Here is a 16,054-nt window from a genome sequence, read left to right on the forward strand (position 1 = left end):
ACACAGAAAAAGTATAGATGAATCTAGCAAAATTGCAAGAAAAATTTCGCTTTTTAATAGAGAAGATGTTTAAAATCGGACTCTTTTTTCAATACTAAAGTTATGTACTTATGCTTATTTTATTTTCCGCATTGCACTTAGAAAGATTCAGGGGGTGCCACACTTGGAGTTAATGACCGATCAGCGTTTCAGAAAAACAATGAAATATTTGCGTGCATTTCTCATTATTAGCTTAATAGGAATGGCTTTAGCCGCTGTGATGATTGGGGGCATTCTGGTATATGCCAAAATCCTGGGACCGCCGCCGCTCGCTGTTCCGCAGTCGACTTTATTTTTCTCTGAGGATGGCACGGTGATTGGAGAAAGCCACAACGGGCAAAAGCGCTACTGGGCACCTCTTGATGATATCAGCCCGCATCTGGTTGATGCGACGGTTTCGATTGAGGATAAAAATTTCTTCGATCACAATGGCTTTGATTATAAAAGAATTGCCGGTGCCGCGCTCGCTGACCTCAAAGCAATGGCTAAGGTTCAGGGGGCCAGCACCATCAGCCAGCAGTATGCCCGCAACCTGTTTCTCGAGCACGAAAAAACCTGGAAGCGGAAGCTGCTTGAAGCTTTTTATACCATAAGGCTTGAGATGAATTATACAAAGAAGGAAATCCTTGAAGGCTATTTAAATACGATTTATTACGGCAATGGAGCTTATGGCGCACAGGCAGCAAGCCAGTTTTATTTTGGGAAGGATGCCAAAGAGCTTACATTGGCTGAGGCGTCCATTTTATCCGGAATTCCTAAGGGTCCTGGCATTTACTCGCCATTTGCATCAGCGGAAAAAGCAGAACAGCGGCAGAGGGTGATTCTGCAGACGATGGTGAAGAACGGGATGGTCAGCCAAAAGGAGGCGGATCTTGCTGCCGCAGAGGAGCTTGAGCTTGTCGGAGAGCACATGCACCCGAGAGCGAAAACGGCCCCTTATTTCCAGGATGCGGTCCGCAATGCTCTTAAAACGCAGCTGAAGCTGGATGACCGGACCATTGAATTGGGCGGATTGAAGGTTTATACCACTTTGGATCTGAAGGAACAGGAAATCGCGGAAGAAACAGTAGATAAGATGATTTCAAAAGACTCGGAAATTCAGGTCGGGGTTGTAGCCATGAACCCGAAAAACGGCTATGTCAAAGCGATGGTCGGCGGCCGGGATTATGAGGAAAGTCCCTTTAACCGGGCAGTCCAGGCAGTCAGGCAGCCGGGATCGACGATCAAGCCGCTGCTTTATTACGCGGCATTGGAGCAGGGATTCACCCCATCCACTCCAATCCGAAGCGAGCAGACGACATTCCGCTTCGAAGACGGCACACCGGACTACACTCCGCATAACTTCAACAGCAAATATGCGGATGACGATATCACCATGGCCCAGGCGCTGGCTTTATCTGACAATGTGTATGCAGTGAAAACCCATTTATTTTTAGGAGAAGAGACGCTTGTGAATACAGCTAAGAAGTTTGGCATCACTTCTAAAATGGCGAAGGTGCCGTCCCTGGCACTCGGCACATCGGGTATGAGAGTCATTGAGCTGGCGAACGCCTACAGCATGTTTGCCAATGGAGGGAAAAAGGTATCACCGGTGCTGATTAAACGCGTGGAAAATCATAAAGGCGAAGTCATCTATGAGCAGGAGCCGTTCCAGATGAAGGTTCTGAAGCCTGATCTCGCCTTCGTTATGACCCATATGATGACGGGAATCTTTGACCGGAAGCTGAACGGCTATGCCCAGGTAACCGGCAGCACAGTCATCAACGATATGACCCGCCCGTATGCAGGCAAGTCGGGCTCAACCGAAACGGACAGCTGGATGGCAGGCTTTACACCTCAGCTGGTTACCGCAGTATGGACCGGCTATGACAAAGGCCAGGTCATTACAAAAACCGTTGAAAAAACGTATGCCAAAAACATTTGGATCCGGTTCATGGAAGAAGCCCATAAAGGGAAGCCGGCCAAGGAATTCAAAGCACCCAAAGGCACAGCCGGCGTCTACATCGACCCGGCCAACGGAAAAATAGCCGGGGAAAACTGCCCCGTCAAGCGCCTTACCTACTTCGCAGAAGGCACAGAACCAGCAGAGTACTGTACAGACCACCTGAACCACAAAAAAGAGGAAAAGTCAGAGCAGCCTGAAAAGAAGCCGGAGACACCTTGGTATAAGAAACTGTTCCGGTGGGCTTCGTGACACACCTTAATAAATAAAAAATGAAAAACCCCGGGGTCCGAATCCCGGGGTTTTTCGTGTCCTAGTGCTATACTGTGCCTTCACACTGTTAATTAGTTTACTTTTTTTATGGGAATTGTACAAGTAGTTAGAAAATCACGTCAAAAAAATGTCACAATTTCGTCACAAAATTAGACTTTTTTTCTAAATGGCTTGTAAATCTGTTTTTAGCTGTTCCGCCGATCTTTCCCACATGCCTGCGTCATGGTTTTTCAGGAAATCGGCCAACACCTTCTTGGATTTCTCGTCCATATGATCCACGATGATATGTCTTTTAATCGATTTATCCATGCGGTTCACATGCTCGGGCAGCGATTTGTAGCCCCGGCGAATCTCCCTGTCGACCGTCATTTCGCAGGCCGTAACACCTGCATAGTAGGCGCCTCCCTCTTTGCGGTCAATAGAAATCCAAATCAGCCAGTACGGCTTTCCGTTTGGCACTTCCTCTTTGCTTTTCAAAAACTTAATGCCTTTTTCTACTGGACTGCGCGCATGCATGGCACCCACTTCAATAGACGCCTCCCCGGCATCCACATCAATGATGACCGGTGTCACATTATCAAGGCTCAGAGTCCCGACCCCGAATCCGCCATGTCCATCTGTCGGGTCGCTCTTAATAATATTAAAATCGACTTTCTTTTTCTTTTTTTCTTCCATCTTCACGTCCTCCTATGCAAGTACTGGGTTCTTATTATTATGTCATAAATAATTCATAGAAAAAATCATTTAGGCCGCTCGCCAAAACCGGCAATACGGTGTTAAAAATCGGCTGGATGGTGTATTGATCCAGCGGGGTAATGACAAGAATCAGGAAAATAACGGAGCCGTATGCCTCAAACCGGGTCATTTTCGGGCGAATATGGGCCGGCGCCAGATCCTCAATAATTCTATAGCCATCGAGCGGCGGAAACGGCAGCAGGTTGAATACAAACAGCACTAAATTCAGCTGAATAAAGATGTTCAGGAAATCTGCCACAAACGCTGGAAACGAAGCTGCGAGACCAGTTCCGGCAAGGGCATACCAGATGAAAAACCCCAGAACAGCCATCACAAGATTGGATATCGGTCCCGCAATGGAGACAGAGATCCCGGCAAGCCTCGGATTTTTGAAAAAGAAGCGGTTGACCGGTACAGGCCTGGCCCATCCGAAACCTGCAATAAAAATCAGGATCGTCCCAATCGGATCCAGATGCTGCATGGGATTTAACGTTAACCTTCCCTGGTTCTTTGCAGTGGAATCCCCAAACTTATATGCCATATAGGCATGGGCAAATTCATGAACCGTAAAGGCAATCATCAATGTTACCGCCACATAGGGAATCTCCCTGAGAGAAAACGCCAAAAATTGTTCCAAAAGCCAAAACTCCCTCTCCTGCCGGCTAAAAAAGCCAGGCTTTATTTATACATACTATGTAGGAAAAGCCGCTGCTATTTACCTAAAAGTATACATGAACGCCTGGTCAAAGGGAATCAGGCTTGCACATTGCAGGAAAAAGTGGAAAAATACAAACAAGCATACATAATAAGGAGGAAAAGAAATGCCATACGTAACCGTGAAAATGCTTGAAGGCCGTACTGAGGAACAGAAAAAAGCACTCGCTGAAAAAGTAACAGCGGCCGTCAGTGAAACAACTGGAGCACCAGAAGACAAAATCGTCGTATTTATCGAAGAAATGTCCAAAAATCATTATGCTGTCGGCGGAAAACGCTTAAGCGACCAGTAAAATTGCGTAAAAAGAGGCAGTTTCCGATAACGGAGACTGCCTTTTTTATGAGTTTTTGCATAATGAGCGGTTTTATTTGCGGATAGCACGATTTTACTTGCGGATAAAAAAATATAATTGCGCATAGCACGGTTTTACTTTCGCATAAAAAATTTCTGTGCACATAGCACAAATTTCTGTGCGCATAATAATTTTTCTGTGCGGACAGCCCAATTTCAGCGCGCATAAAACAATTTATGTGCGGTAAGACTTTTTCAGTAAAAAACAAAGCCGGGCACTTAATGCAGCCCGGCTTTTTCTCTTAAGCTTTCAATATATTGATATGCCTGTTCCACTTCTTCATCCGTGTAGCGCTGTTTGCTTTTCAGGGTAAAGACTTTTTCTTTCACTTCTTCTTTTGGCAGGTCATTGAAATATAGGACCGTTGAGACGAGTTCAAGGAATCTGGCATTTTGGCCGTTCATATCGAGCAGGCAGTCCTGGAGGCTCGGCATATCGACTGCGTTGATGCCTAAAAATTCCTTGCCGGTTTCAGTAAGCGTATAGCGATACTGATAGTAACCGCCCTTTTTTTCCTTTACTTCGTTTAAAAATCCCATGTTGCAAAGCTCTTCGACCCTTAGTGTCAATTCTTCCGAATATGGCCCGTAAAAGTGAAATTGAAATCTTTCCTGAAAGGGAAAGGCGATGTTCTTGGCGATATAAATCATTTTCTGCAGCTTTTTCCGTCCCACGATTTCTTCAGAGACTGCAATGGCGTGCATTAGTTTGGCGTGATCCTTTAACAAAGCTCTTCATCTCCTACTCCGTTTTTTCCCGTATCTATGTTTTAGTCAATTTCCAGCAGCATTTTAATCTGCTTTTTAATGTTTGGCTTTTTACTGTCGTCTGCAATAAAATCAGCCGGAAAGTACAGCTTATGATCGGTTCGGCGTTTCCCGGAAATAGCATCTACGATCTCTGATTCACGGGAAAGCTCGCGGATATCCCCATTTTTCAGCAGCAGATGAATCGGCAATCTTTCTTCTTCCTCCCCCGGACGGTAAAAGTCATAAGGCAAATCAGATGAAGAATCGACGACCAGGTAATATTCAGGATCCATGCCTGCCTTTTTAAATAATGCCGACAGCTCGGCCAGCTTCTTGTATTCTTTCGCCGGGTCGAATTCCACGTATTTATATAAATTCCTGTCCATAAAGCGGCAGCAGAGATCCTTAAGAATCGGATCTTCTTCTTCCTGCCACATCTGAAAATAATAAAGAATAATAGCTTCATCAAGCTTTATATAATCCTCAAGAGTGATCTCCCCATTGAATAAAGAATAAAAATGGATCGGATCATATTTAAACTTGTATTTCTGTTCATGCAGATCTTTCGCGCGATGCAGGATTTTCGTCAGGATGACCTCTGCACTCCGGGTAACCGGGTGAAAATACACCTGCCAGTACATCTGGTAGCGGCTCATTATGTAATCCTCAACGGCATGCATCCCGCTCTGCTTAATCACGACCTGATCTTCCCGCGGCCTCATGACACGCAGGATCCGCTCCATATCAAAATGTCCATAGCTGACACCAGTAAAATAAGCGTCCCGCTGCAGATAATCCATCCGGTCCGCATCAATCTGGCTGGAAATCAGGCTGACGACCAGCTTATTTTTAGATGTTTTGGCAATCACATCCGCCACTTTCTGCGGAAAATCGGCACTTACCCTTGTAAGCACATGATGGACCTCGGTGTCTCCGAGAATGATCGCCCTCGTATAATGTTCATGATCCAGGTCGAATACTTTTTCAAAAGAGTGCGAGAACGGACCGTGCCCCAAATCGTGGAGAAGTGCCGCGCATAAAGTCAGGATGCGATCTTCTTCATCCCATTCCGGCCTTCCCAAAAAGACATCATCGGAAATGCGGCGCACAATCTCGTAAACTCCGAGCGAGTGATTAAAGCGGCTATGCTCAGCACCATGGAAGGTTAAATAAGTTGTCCCGAGCTGCTTAATTCTTCTGAGACGCTGAAACTCTTTTGTCCCGATTAAATCCCAGATGACTCTGTCCCTGACGTGTATGTACCGATGAACGGGGTCTTTGAATACTTTTTCCTCATTTAACTTTTCCGCTGAATATGCCATTCCGTACCCTCCGCTTTTCCTGTTTCCACGCACGCCGAACCTGTTGTTCCCAATTTCTGGCGTATACTTATTATATCCCGATTATAGTGTCAATTCATCACAAAATTCACCGTTTTTCATGGCTGTTCGACAGAAACCGCGATACATCAATCATCTGGCCAAGAAATATTTTTCGACTTTTCTAAAAACAATATTGCCTCCTAAGTCTATTTACCAATCAGGGTTAAATCATAAACTCAGGCAAAAAATAAAATCACCGCAGGACAGGAGTCAGGGTGATCTTTATTTTTTCAGCTTTTTATTGATTTTCTCCATCAATTCCTCTTCCGTCAGTGCGGCAAGGGGACGGTTATTGACGAAAGCAAATGTTTTTTTGCGGCCTGGTCCGCAATAGGACTGGCAGCCGACATCAATTTTTGCTTCTGGATCTATTTCTTTTAATCGCGGTACCAATGTCTTCAGATTTACTGCCTGACAATCGTCGCAAACACGGAATTCGTTTGCCATCTTCGTACAACCCTTTCTGCGGTCAATCTTTTATATATCCCTGCGCTTTCTGCGCCTTATCTTCTTCGTTAAAGCATGTCCGCTGCACGGCATTCCTATTCAAAGTAAAGGACTGCCCTGCCCAACTGCTACAGGCTATTTTAAAACTAATCGACCTTCATTGCAAGCTGTAATCATTAACTTGGGTGGTGAATCTTAGTAAACTTCACAAAACTGCCATACGTATCTAGCGAAAATAAAATTTTTTAAAATAATCTACTATCCTTTTAATCACCTTTGTATAAAATCTGCCAGGTTTGTCCATCCTTTAACTAAGGCAACAGCAAAAAGTAATCATTTAGGGAGTTGAGGTTATATGAAAATACGTCAGGACGCTTGGACAGATGAAAACGATTTATTGCTCGCAGAGACCGTTTTGCGGCATGTGAGGGAAGGCAGCACACAGTTAAACGCTTTTGAGGAAGTTGGAGACAAGCTGAACCGCACCTCAGCAGCATGCGGATTCCGCTGGAACGCTGTGGTGAGGCATCAATATGAAAAAGCGCTTGGGCTGGCCAAAAAACAGCGCAAGCAGAGACAAAGAATGCTAGGAAAGGATCAGGGCGGCAAGAAGAAACTCTTATACTCTCCGCCGGTTCCGACGATGCAGGAGGTCTCAGCAGCGCCAGTTCAGACAAATGCGATCGTACCGCCGTCACCGGCAGACTTTTACGAGGAACGCACAGAGGATGAAGCGACTGTGCAGACAGAAACGGTTCCATCCTACACCTATTCAGAGCCGGTTTACACGGCACCCGCACAGCTGGATATGGATACCGTTATCGCATACTTGCAAACATTGAATCATTCTGGGATACAGGTTGATATACTAAAGAATGAGAATGAAAGATTGAAGCGCGAAAATGCGGATCTCAGAAGCCAAAATGAAGAGCTTGAGAGCAAAATCGGCAAGCTGGAGCAGAATACGGTAACCATTCAGGAAGATTACGAGACACTGATGAAAATCATGAACAGAGCCCGCAATTTTGTTCTGTTTGATGAAGAAGAAAGGCCGGCATCCAAGTTCAAAATGGACCGCAACGGCAATTTGGAGAGAGTCGCGGAATAGAAAAGCGGAAGCGCCTTGCTCACCCCCGACAAGCATAAGACGAGCATCACGGTAAGGCGTTCTTTGCCTTGCTGGGAGGATTGGCTTATGACCTCGAGGGGGTAGGCGCTGGAGCTAGACAGTTATCAAAGTTCAAAACTCTTCCCGGCATAGGGAGCAGGAGAAAATGGCAGCAATTCCTTTCAAGGAGGGCCGCAGATCGATAACGACTGCGGCTCTTCTTTTATTTATTCGCTGCCAAGCACTTTCTCATTCCGCTCCATAACACGGCGGGAATAGCCCTCAAACAGGCCTGCCTCCTCATTTGTCAGCTGCCCTGCATAAAGGCGGCCGGATTTCTTTTTCAAGGACTGGAGAAAGCGGAGCATCACATCCTGAACCGTCAGCTCTGTCCCCAGCAATTCCGACAGTGAAGCCATGACAGCCGGCTGAATTTCAGGGTATTCGAATTTCGTCTGTTCTTCTTTTTTAGCAAGAGAATAGAATTTGCCAATCAGATCGGCCCGCTCACTTCCGCTGCCATCCACACACAGGTAAATCTGAACAGCCACGCCATTGCGGAGACGCCTCTGCGAAATGCCTGCAAACTTCTGTCCCCCGATGCTTAAATCATAGCTTCCCGGGCAATAGGAGCCGACAATTTCACGCGCGTCTATTTCTATATTAAAATCAGAAAACATCTCCTGGATGAGCACCCACATCGCATCATATCCGCGGTTTATATCAATTCCCTTCTCCCTTTCAGGAAATATCAGCGAAATATTCAGGACTCCCTGATCCAGGACAACAGCCAGGCCGCCGGAGTTTCGGACGATCACTTCATAGCCTTGGCTTTTTAAAAAATTTATGCCCTCATTCAAGAAAGGAAGCTTCGTATCCTGTATGCCAAGCACGATCGTATTATGATGCACCCATGTCCTCGCAGTGGCAGGCGCCCCGCCGGCTCCGACAGAAGCACAGAGCGTATCATCCATTCCAAATGAGTGCAGGGCATTTAAGTGGATTCCCGCAGCAGACTGGTCAATGACCCGCCATTCTTCCTGAAAAAGCAAATCTTGTTGCGAATTCATCTTTATTTGATCCCCTTTTGCCGATATTTGGAGTTAATCGGCAGAATTTATCTATTTAATCGCAATATCCTTTAGATTGATGGCCTAACTGCAGCTTTATCGGTTAATGATCGCTTTATATCGGCCAATGGCCATATCCAGATACATTATAGCAAAAAAGCCAGTCACAAGGGACCGGCTTCTAAAATGCTGTATTATTGATTTAAAGCCTGTGCTGCTGTAATTAAAGCAAGCTTATAGACATCTTCCTCGTTGCAGCCGCGGGACAGGTCATTAACCGGGCGGTTCAAGCCTTGAAGAATTGGTCCCACTGCCTCGAAGTTTCCAAGGCGCTGGGCAATTTTGTAGCCGATGTTGCCGGCTTCCAGGCTAGGGAAAACAAATACATTCGCATCACCCTGGATTGGTGAATCCGGAGCTTTTTTCTCTGCTACTGATGGAACAAATGCTGCATCAAATTGGAATTCCCCATCGATAATCAATAGCGGATCACGAACTTTAGCTGCTTCAAGTGCTGCCGAAACCTTTTCCGTTTCAGGAGACTTGGCAGAGCCCTTTGTAGAGAAGCTCAGCATTGCTACACGCGGTTCGATATCGAACATTCTGGCTGTCTTCGCGCTTTCAATCGCAATTTCCGCCAGATCCTGGCTGTCAGGCGAGATGTTGATGGCACAATCGGCAAAAACATATTTCTCATCATCACGGACCATGATAAAGACACCCGATGTTTTGCGCACGCCTTCTTTCGTTTTAATAATTTGCAGTGCCGGGCGCACTGTATCAGCTGTAGAATGCGCTGCACCGCTCACCAGGCCGTCTGCTTTATTCGCATAGACGAGCATGGTTCCGAAATAGTTTTCATCCAGAAGGATTCTGCGCGCATCTTCTTCTGTCGCTTTGCCTTTGCGTCTTTCAATAAATGCAGCCACAAGCTCATCCATCATTAAAAAGTTGTTTGGGTCATAAATTTCAGCTGAATCCAGGCTGATATCCATGTCTTTTGCTTTCGCTTCAATTTCCGCGATGTTTCCAATCAGGATTGGAGTGATGATTTTTTCTGCAGCCAATCTGCCGGCAGCCGCTAAAATGCGCTCATCCTGTCCTTCCGGAAAAACGATTCGTAAATTCTGCCCTGTTACTTTTTCTTTCAATACTGTGAATAAGTCACTCATGCTAATTCCTCCTACGGCCATAATTTTTCCGTTCAAATTAATAGAAATTCTCCTATATACTCCCTTAGAATACTCTTCATCCTAAGAATTTCAAGGAGTTCACCCGCTGTTAGCGTTTACAAATAAAATGTTTTTGTTTTCGGTAAATTTCCAATAATAAATATCCTTCTGCTGCCGCAGCTTCATACCTTTTTTAAGATATCCATAATGCCCTCTTTGTAAACGGGGTTTTGCGGAGACAGGCACCTTCACCATTTAGGCGAGCTGGTATAGGTACCTGTCACCATGAGGAATTCCAACATTTCAAGTTTTGTACACATGTTAATTGGAGAAACTATGGTATAGTAGGGATGAGAATTTCAGTACATATTAGGAGTGATTATAATGAGTGAAGCAGCAGTAACGCTTGATGGCTGGTATTGTTTACATGACTTCCGCACAGTTGATTGGACAACTTGGAAAATGGTACCCAGCGAAGAGCGCCAGGCAGCGATCCACGAATTTATGGCCCTAGTGGACAAGTGGAACACAACACAAAGCGAGAAAAACGGCAGTCATGCCCTTTATACAATTGTCGGCCAAAAAGCTGATTTTATGATGATGATCTTAAGGCCTACTATGGAAGAGCTGAATGAAATTGAAAACGAATTCAACAAATCAAAATTAGCTGAATTCACGATTCCGGTTCATTCATATGTGTCTGTTGTCGAGCTGAGCAACTACCTGCCTGCAGGAGAAGATCCATACCAGAATCCGCAGATCCTGGCACGCCTTTATCCTGAATTGCCAAAAGCGAAGCATGTCTGCTTCTATCCGATGGACAAGCGCCGCCAGGGCAATGACAACTGGTATATGCTTCCGATGGAAGACCGCCGCAATATGATGCGCAGCCATGGCATGATCGGCCGCCAGTATGCCGGAAAGGTAAAACAGATCATCACAGGCTCTGTTGGCTTCGATGATTACGAATGGGGCGTTACCCTATTCTCTGACGATGTCCTTCAATTTAAAAAGCTTGTTTATGAAATGCGCTTTGATGAAGTAAGTGCACGCTACGGCGAATTCGGCTCTTTCTTTGTTGGAAACATCCTGGAAGAGGACAAAGTAGAAAAGTTCCTTCACATTTAATAAGTAAAGCTCCCGGCTTCGGCTGGGAGTTTTTCTTTTTCTTCCGGTTATAAAAAAACATGCCCCTTCATAGTAATGAAATAGTGAGTTTCTATTTTAAATTCAACCCGCAGGACTGTCCGACAGTCTACTCTCAAATACGCGGATAGAAAATGCTGATTTTAATACTTAGGAGGGACTAAATTGAGTCAATCAAATTATGGTCAATACCCTTATTATGGTTACCAGCAGCGTTATAGTGACGGCACGCAAATGCCGCAGAACTTTCAGGCCCAGCCGCAGTTTCAGCCGGCACAAACAGGCGGAGCCATGCCAAATGCGAGCTCAGGGGGAATGTTTCCAGGTGCAGGTGCAGGCGCTGGCGGCGGCATGGGCGGCATGGCAGCTGCTCCATCTATTCCGGGAATGCTTCCGCTTGAACAATCCTATATCGAAAACATTCTTCGCCTGAACAAAGGGAAACTTGCGACAGTATATGCCACATTTGAGAACAATACGGAATGGAACGCCAAAATATTCAAAGGCCTCATTGAGGCTGCCGGGCGGGATCACCTGATTCTGAGCGATCCTCAAACAGGGCAGCGTATCCTTCTTCCGATGATTTACTTAGACTATGTGACGTTTGATGAAGAAATCGAATATGAATACCCATTTGGCGGCGGAGGACAGGGATTGTCGCAGTATTCGCCAAGGTAACAGGAAAGGCTTTGCTTCTGAAGGCTAAAAATTCAGCCATCTTCCGCAAGAAAAAGGAGCTTTGACCCCAAGTCAAAGCTCCTTCCTTTTATAGATATTTTACTGCCGCAATAATCAGCAGGACCCAGGCCGCAAGGAATGAGACTCCGCCAAGCGGAGTGATGGCACCAAGCACGCTGATTTTGGTTAAAGTCAGCACATATAAGCTTCCTGAGAACAGGATGATGCCGATCACCATCAGCCAGCCTGACCAGGATAATAAAGATGTTGCCGGCAGCTTGCCAAGCAGAACGCCAATGATCAAAAGGCCTGTTGCATGGAACATCTGGTAGGTTACACCTGTTTGCCATGTTTCTAAATACTTCGGCTCCACTCTTCCTTCAAGTCCATGAGCTCCGAAAGCCCCTAAAGCGACTGATAAAAAGGCATTAATAGCCCCAATGATAATAAATAGCTTCATAGTCCCCTGCACCTCTTATCTCTTTTTTAAAAATCAAACAATGAATCGCCATTCGCCTCATCATCCATCTGCATTTTCTTTGGCTGCAGATTCGCCGGCTGAGCTGCTGGCGGCGCATTGTATGTATGGCTAATAGACGAAACAGCAGCTACACTTCCTGCATCCGACTCATCCAAAACCAGCTCGCATAACGACTTGATCGCCTGCACTCTTTCTCTGATTCTGGCGTCGGAAGAGCTGCTTTTTGCTTCCAGCAATTCCTTTTCCATCTTCCCTAATAGCTTCTGAACAGAGATATTCACCCTCTACACCTCTTTCTATAAAAAAGCAGCCCTTGTCCATCCCCGGCACTCGGGGAGGGAAACTGCCTGCCTAAAAACGGCCAGAATGACTAGCATTTCAAGTTTATCAGGTTTTCTTTTCAAAACGCAAACAGGGATGGCCGGATGCCCTGAAAACTTCGAGAGAGGGCATCTGCCTTGTTTTAAACTGAAAGGCCCTGCAGCCTTTTGGATGATTCCGGTCCCAGGTCACATAGAAATATTTGCACTTAAAACAATCGATCTTCTGTGAACTCATTTGTTTTTCTCCTTTGTACACAGAGCATATTTCGAGCACTTCTTGCATAAAACGGTATGTTTCACGTGAAACATGGCGAAAAGAATCAGAGATTAGGAATCTGCCAGTCAATTGGCTCCTCCCCAAGTTTCTGTAAGATTTCATTCGTCCTTGAAAATGGCCTGCTCCCAAAGAACCCTTTTCTGGCCGAAAATGGGCTGGGATGCGGTGATTTTATAATAAAGTGTTTGGTAGCATCAATCAGCACTTCTTTTTCCTGTGCCGGTTTTCCCCATAATATAAAAATAACGGGCTGTTCCCGCTCATTCAATTTTTGGATAACCGTGTCGGTGAACGTTTCCCACCCTTGCCCCTTATGCGAATGCGCCTGCCCTTTGCGGACGGTCAGAACGGTATTCAGGAGCAGTACCCCTTCCTGGGCCCATTTTAATAGATAGCCATTATTTGGCACACTGAAGCCAAGATCATCCTGCATTTCTTTGAATATATTTTTCAGTGAAGGAGGCAGCTTTACATCAGGCTGAACCGAAAAGCTTAATCCATGTGCCTGTCCCGGCCCGTGATAAGGATCCTGCCCCAATATCACTGCCTTTACGTCTTTATAAGCTGTATATTGGAGCGCATTGAAAATATCCTCCTGCTTCGGGTAAATGATCTGCTCCTCATATTCTTTTTTCAAAAATTCACGAAGATGAAGGTAATAGGGTTTCTCGAATTCCTCTGCCAAAATCTCCTGCCAGTCATTTCTTAAGATACGCTTCATTTGCCAACTCTCCCTCCTCTTATTTGAACTGTTATTCTCATACCCATTGGCTATCATGCCATAATCTATCATTCTTGCCTACATGTTTAAAAAATCTCTGAGTGGATATGTAATAAATAGAACGGGCAGGAAGAGCTGCCCTTAAATATAAAACTTTTAAGGAGGATGTTATATATGTATAAAATTGAAGTTGTTGAAAATGGTGTACAAGCTACTGATGCAATTGGAATGCTGCAAAGCCAGGGATTCAATAAGGACAACATCTATATTTTCGCACACGACAAGGATCGCTCCGAGCACCTTTCTGATGCGACAGATACAGGCGAAGTCGGCATGAAGGAACAGGGCTTATTCGATTCTGTCGGAAATGTCTTCAAAAAGCGCGGAGATGAGCTTCGTTCTAAATTTGAATCTGTTGGGTTAACAACCGTAGAAGCAGAACAATATGAAAAAGTATTGGATGAAGGCAAGTTAGTTATTGTGGGTACAGATGAAGCAAAATAATTAGAAAAGCGGAGGCGCCTTGCTCACCCCCGACACCTCGAGGTGGCAGGCGCTGGAGCTAGGCAGTAATATAAAAAAGCGATGAACTTGTTCATCGCTTTTTTGTGCCCTTAAAACATCCAAATCCATAACCCTATAAGCAGAACCGGGTACAGTACATACCACCATACTCTGGTTATATTGACTTTTGACAGGATGAAAAATACGATTTCAGGCAATACAATCAACCCTGCCTGAATCCAGATGAACGTATAAAAATGCTCCGGCGCTATTATGCCGTTCCCTGTTGCCCAATCTCCGCTATTGAATAAAAAGTAGAAGAAATTCAGGAAAGGGAGAATGATAGCGAAAAGGATTCGGCTGATATGAACAATCAAATCGGCAGGACGCTTGTTTTTATACAATGGCGTAACCGGCATGATAAAACTGTATAGAATCATAATGAACCCAATAAAATTAACCAGCAGCTGATCAAATAAATAGCCGAAAAAATACATAAATGTAATCATCGTTAACCTCTTCTGTCGTTTTGTATTTATTTTACAGAAAAGACAGAGGGTCATATATGATCAATAAGCACTAGTTTTGGTTCAACCTCACTGATTGAAGCTTCACCTTACCCCATAATCCGCTGGTAAATGGACTTCGCATGCGCTAAATCCTTTGTACCATGGATCAGGGCGCGTCCGTCTTTGAAAAGAACCATCCGCTGCTCCTCCATGTCGACGGAAAGCAGATATGGATTGCCTTTCACCTGATAGCCGATTGATTTCAGCTGACGGGCGATTTCCGTGAACTCGATTTCCAGTTCTTTCGGAGGGCGGATCTGAACAGTGTCCCTTCCGCAGAGAACGGTGGATTTCATCATGTTTTCCGGCTGCAGGTAAGGATAAGTTCGTTCTTTTCCGCAGGATAAGCAGCCTTCATCCTTCGCTTTTGACACCTTCATGCTTGTGTACTGGTTTCGCCATAAATCAAAGCTGACCATGGCGGTCCTTACTGCTTCCCAGTCCTCAGCCAGAATTTTCAGTGCCTCTGCCGCCTGATGGGCGACGGCCATTTGCACAGCAGGCGCAATAATCCCGCCGGTGTCACAGGTCATCCCCTGGATCGGGATTTTTTTCAATAAGCAATTCATGCATGGCGTTTTCCCTGGAAGGATGGTCATGCTCATGCCAAAGCTGCCGACACAGGCTCCATAAATCCACGGAATAGTATATTTCTGGGAGATATCATTAATGGTCATTCTGGTTTCAAAGTTGTCAGTTGAATCGAGAATCAGATCCACCCCTTCAGCAAGCTCCTCCAGCTTTTCCGGAGTAGCATCGCCAATAATCGAGCGGATCTCAACCTCGCTATTAATCTGTTTCAGCCGCTTTTCGGCAGCGGCCGCTTTCGGCATTTTTTCCGCTGCATCGCTTTCTGCAAAAAGCTGCTGGCGCTGCAGATTGCTTTCCTCGACATAATCACGGTCAATGATCGTCAGTTTGCCGGCCCCGGAACGCGCCATCAATTCCGCATTTCCCGAGCCAAGTGCGCCGGCACCGATAATCAGCACATGCTTAGAGCGGATTTTTTCCTGCCCCTCTTTTCCAATCGGCGCAAACAGGGTCTGGCGTGAATACCTTTCAGACAATAGGGTCACTCCTCTCTATATAGTGAAACTTCAATCAGTGGGGGGTTTCCCTCATCCCCCAATGATTGTTAGTTAAACTAATCGGGCCTTTACATTATAAAGCGAGGCGACTTGCCCAGGGGTGACAAGCATAAGACGAGCAGATGGCGGGAAACGATTTTCTTCCCATCAGCTGATTGGCTTATGACCTCGAGCCCCTAGGAGCCGCAGCTAGATTGGGCAGTTTGACCCCACTTCTTCTCCTTTGATTCCTCTGAGTATTGAAGTGGTGGTCTTACTGCCCGTTAGACTGCGATAAAAGCTG

At 45.6% G+C, this 16,054-nt stretch carries 18 protein-coding genes; 6 read left to right on the top strand and 12 right to left on the bottom strand.

What is annotated here, in order from left to right:
• The first annotated feature begins 163 nt into the window (after positions 1–163).
• Positions 164–2,233, top strand: coding sequence for a transglycosylase domain-containing protein (locus CE058_RS17215; RefSeq protein ID WP_163144306.1), 2,070 nt, complete (start codon positions 164–166; stop codon positions 2,231–2,233).
• Positions 2,234–2,416: 183 nt separating this feature from the next.
• Here the strand turns inward: CE058_RS17215 and CE058_RS17220 are convergent, their stop codons facing one another.
• Together CE058_RS17220 and CE058_RS17225 are read right to left on the bottom strand one after the other, a co-directional pair.
• On the bottom strand, positions 2,417–2,929 hold the full coding sequence (locus CE058_RS17220; RefSeq protein ID WP_163144308.1) for a YwhD family protein: 513 nt from the start codon (positions 2,927–2,929) through the stop codon (positions 2,417–2,419).
• Between the two features lie 37 nt (positions 2,930–2,966).
• Entirely contained in the window at positions 2,967–3,626 is a 660-nt protein-coding gene (locus CE058_RS17225) for a site-2 protease family protein (RefSeq protein WP_048009457.1), read from the bottom strand.
• A gap of 184 nt (positions 3,627–3,810) precedes the next feature.
• Between CE058_RS17225 and CE058_RS17230 the strand changes: the two genes are divergently transcribed.
• Positions 3,811–3,996, top strand: coding sequence for a 2-hydroxymuconate tautomerase (locus CE058_RS17230; RefSeq protein WP_009332324.1), 186 nt, complete (start codon positions 3,811–3,813; stop codon positions 3,994–3,996).
• Between the two features lie 278 nt (positions 3,997–4,274).
• Here the strand turns inward: CE058_RS17230 and CE058_RS17235 are convergent, their stop codons facing one another.
• The 3 genes from CE058_RS17235 to CE058_RS17245 form a co-directional block, all read right to left on the bottom strand.
• Entirely contained in the window at positions 4,275–4,784 is a 510-nt protein-coding gene (locus tag CE058_RS17235) for a YwgA family protein (RefSeq protein WP_048009458.1), read from the bottom strand.
• A gap of 41 nt (positions 4,785–4,825) precedes the next feature.
• Positions 4,826–6,127 carry an HD domain-containing protein gene (locus CE058_RS17240; protein ID WP_048009459.1) on the bottom strand — a complete coding sequence of 434 codons (1,302 nt, stop codon included), beginning with the start codon at positions 6,125–6,127 and terminating at the stop codon, positions 4,826–4,828.
• A gap of 282 nt (positions 6,128–6,409) precedes the next feature.
• Positions 6,410–6,634, bottom strand: coding sequence for a YuzB family protein (locus tag CE058_RS17245; RefSeq protein WP_048009460.1), 225 nt, complete (start codon positions 6,632–6,634; stop codon positions 6,410–6,412).
• 355 nt (positions 6,635–6,989) lie between these two features.
• Between CE058_RS17245 and CE058_RS17250 the strand changes: the two genes are divergently transcribed.
• Complete coding sequence (locus tag CE058_RS17250) at positions 6,990–7,742, top strand: RsfA family transcriptional regulator (RefSeq protein ID WP_048009461.1); 753 nt, start codon at positions 6,990–6,992, stop codon at positions 7,740–7,742.
• Between the two features lie 227 nt (positions 7,743–7,969).
• On the opposite strand, the gene lipL is transcribed toward CE058_RS17250, so the two are convergent.
• Both lipL and pta read right to left on the bottom strand, forming a co-directional pair.
• Positions 7,970–8,812 (bottom strand): octanoyl-[GcvH]:protein N-octanoyltransferase, encoded by an 843-nt coding sequence (gene lipL / locus CE058_RS17255; protein ID WP_163144309.1) that lies wholly within the window; start codon positions 8,810–8,812, stop codon positions 7,970–7,972.
• Positions 8,813–9,006: 194 nt separating this feature from the next.
• The gene (pta, locus tag CE058_RS17260; RefSeq protein WP_048009463.1) at positions 9,007–9,984 is read right to left on the bottom strand and encodes a phosphate acetyltransferase; all 978 of its coding nucleotides are present in this window, start codon (positions 9,982–9,984) and stop codon (positions 9,007–9,009) included.
• Positions 9,985–10,368: 384 nt separating this feature from the next.
• Between pta and hemQ the strand changes: the two genes are divergently transcribed.
• Positions 10,369–11,112 (top strand): hydrogen peroxide-dependent heme synthase, encoded by a 744-nt coding sequence (gene hemQ / locus CE058_RS17265; RefSeq protein ID WP_035328069.1) that lies wholly within the window; start codon positions 10,369–10,371, stop codon positions 11,110–11,112.
• A gap of 183 nt (positions 11,113–11,295) precedes the next feature.
• A complete protein-coding gene (gene gerQ, locus CE058_RS17270; RefSeq protein WP_048009464.1) occupies positions 11,296–11,808 on the top strand; it encodes a spore coat protein GerQ in 513 nt (170 codons plus the stop codon).
• A gap of 88 nt (positions 11,809–11,896) precedes the next feature.
• On the opposite strand, the gene CE058_RS17275 is transcribed toward gerQ, so the two are convergent.
• From CE058_RS17275 to CE058_RS17285, 3 genes are all read right to left on the bottom strand, one after another.
• Complete coding sequence (locus CE058_RS17275; RefSeq protein ID WP_035328075.1) at positions 11,897–12,268, bottom strand: DUF423 domain-containing protein; 372 nt, start codon at positions 12,266–12,268, stop codon at positions 11,897–11,899.
• Positions 12,269–12,294: 26 nt separating this feature from the next.
• Positions 12,295–12,570 carry a YwdI family protein gene (locus CE058_RS17280; RefSeq protein WP_076257038.1) on the bottom strand — a complete coding sequence of 92 codons (276 nt, stop codon included), beginning with the start codon at positions 12,568–12,570 and terminating at the stop codon, positions 12,295–12,297.
• 362 nt (positions 12,571–12,932) lie between these two features.
• Positions 12,933–13,610, bottom strand: a complete 678-nt coding sequence (locus CE058_RS17285) for a uracil-DNA glycosylase (RefSeq protein ID WP_163144312.1) — start codon at positions 13,608–13,610, stop codon at positions 12,933–12,935.
• Between the two features lie 174 nt (positions 13,611–13,784).
• Here CE058_RS17285 and CE058_RS17290 point away from each other — a divergent pair, with 174 nt between their 5' ends.
• A complete protein-coding gene (locus tag CE058_RS17290) occupies positions 13,785–14,114 on the top strand; it encodes a YflT domain-containing protein (RefSeq protein ID WP_048009468.1) in 330 nt (109 codons plus the stop codon).
• A gap of 110 nt (positions 14,115–14,224) precedes the next feature.
• Here the strand turns inward: CE058_RS17290 and CE058_RS17295 are convergent, their stop codons facing one another.
• On the bottom strand, positions 14,225–14,623 hold the full coding sequence (locus CE058_RS17295; protein WP_163144313.1) for a hypothetical protein: 399 nt from the start codon (positions 14,621–14,623) through the stop codon (positions 14,225–14,227).
• Between the two features lie 107 nt (positions 14,624–14,730).
• Entirely contained in the window at positions 14,731–15,750 is a 1,020-nt protein-coding gene (locus CE058_RS17300) for a thiazole biosynthesis adenylyltransferase ThiF (protein ID WP_163144315.1), read from the bottom strand.
• Between the last annotated feature and the right edge of the window lie 304 nt (positions 15,751–16,054).

Source organism: Bacillus sp. 22-7, from assembly GCF_010628845.1.
Classification (GTDB): Bacteria; Bacillota; Bacilli; order Bacillales; family Cytobacillaceae; genus Cytobacillus; species Cytobacillus firmus_B.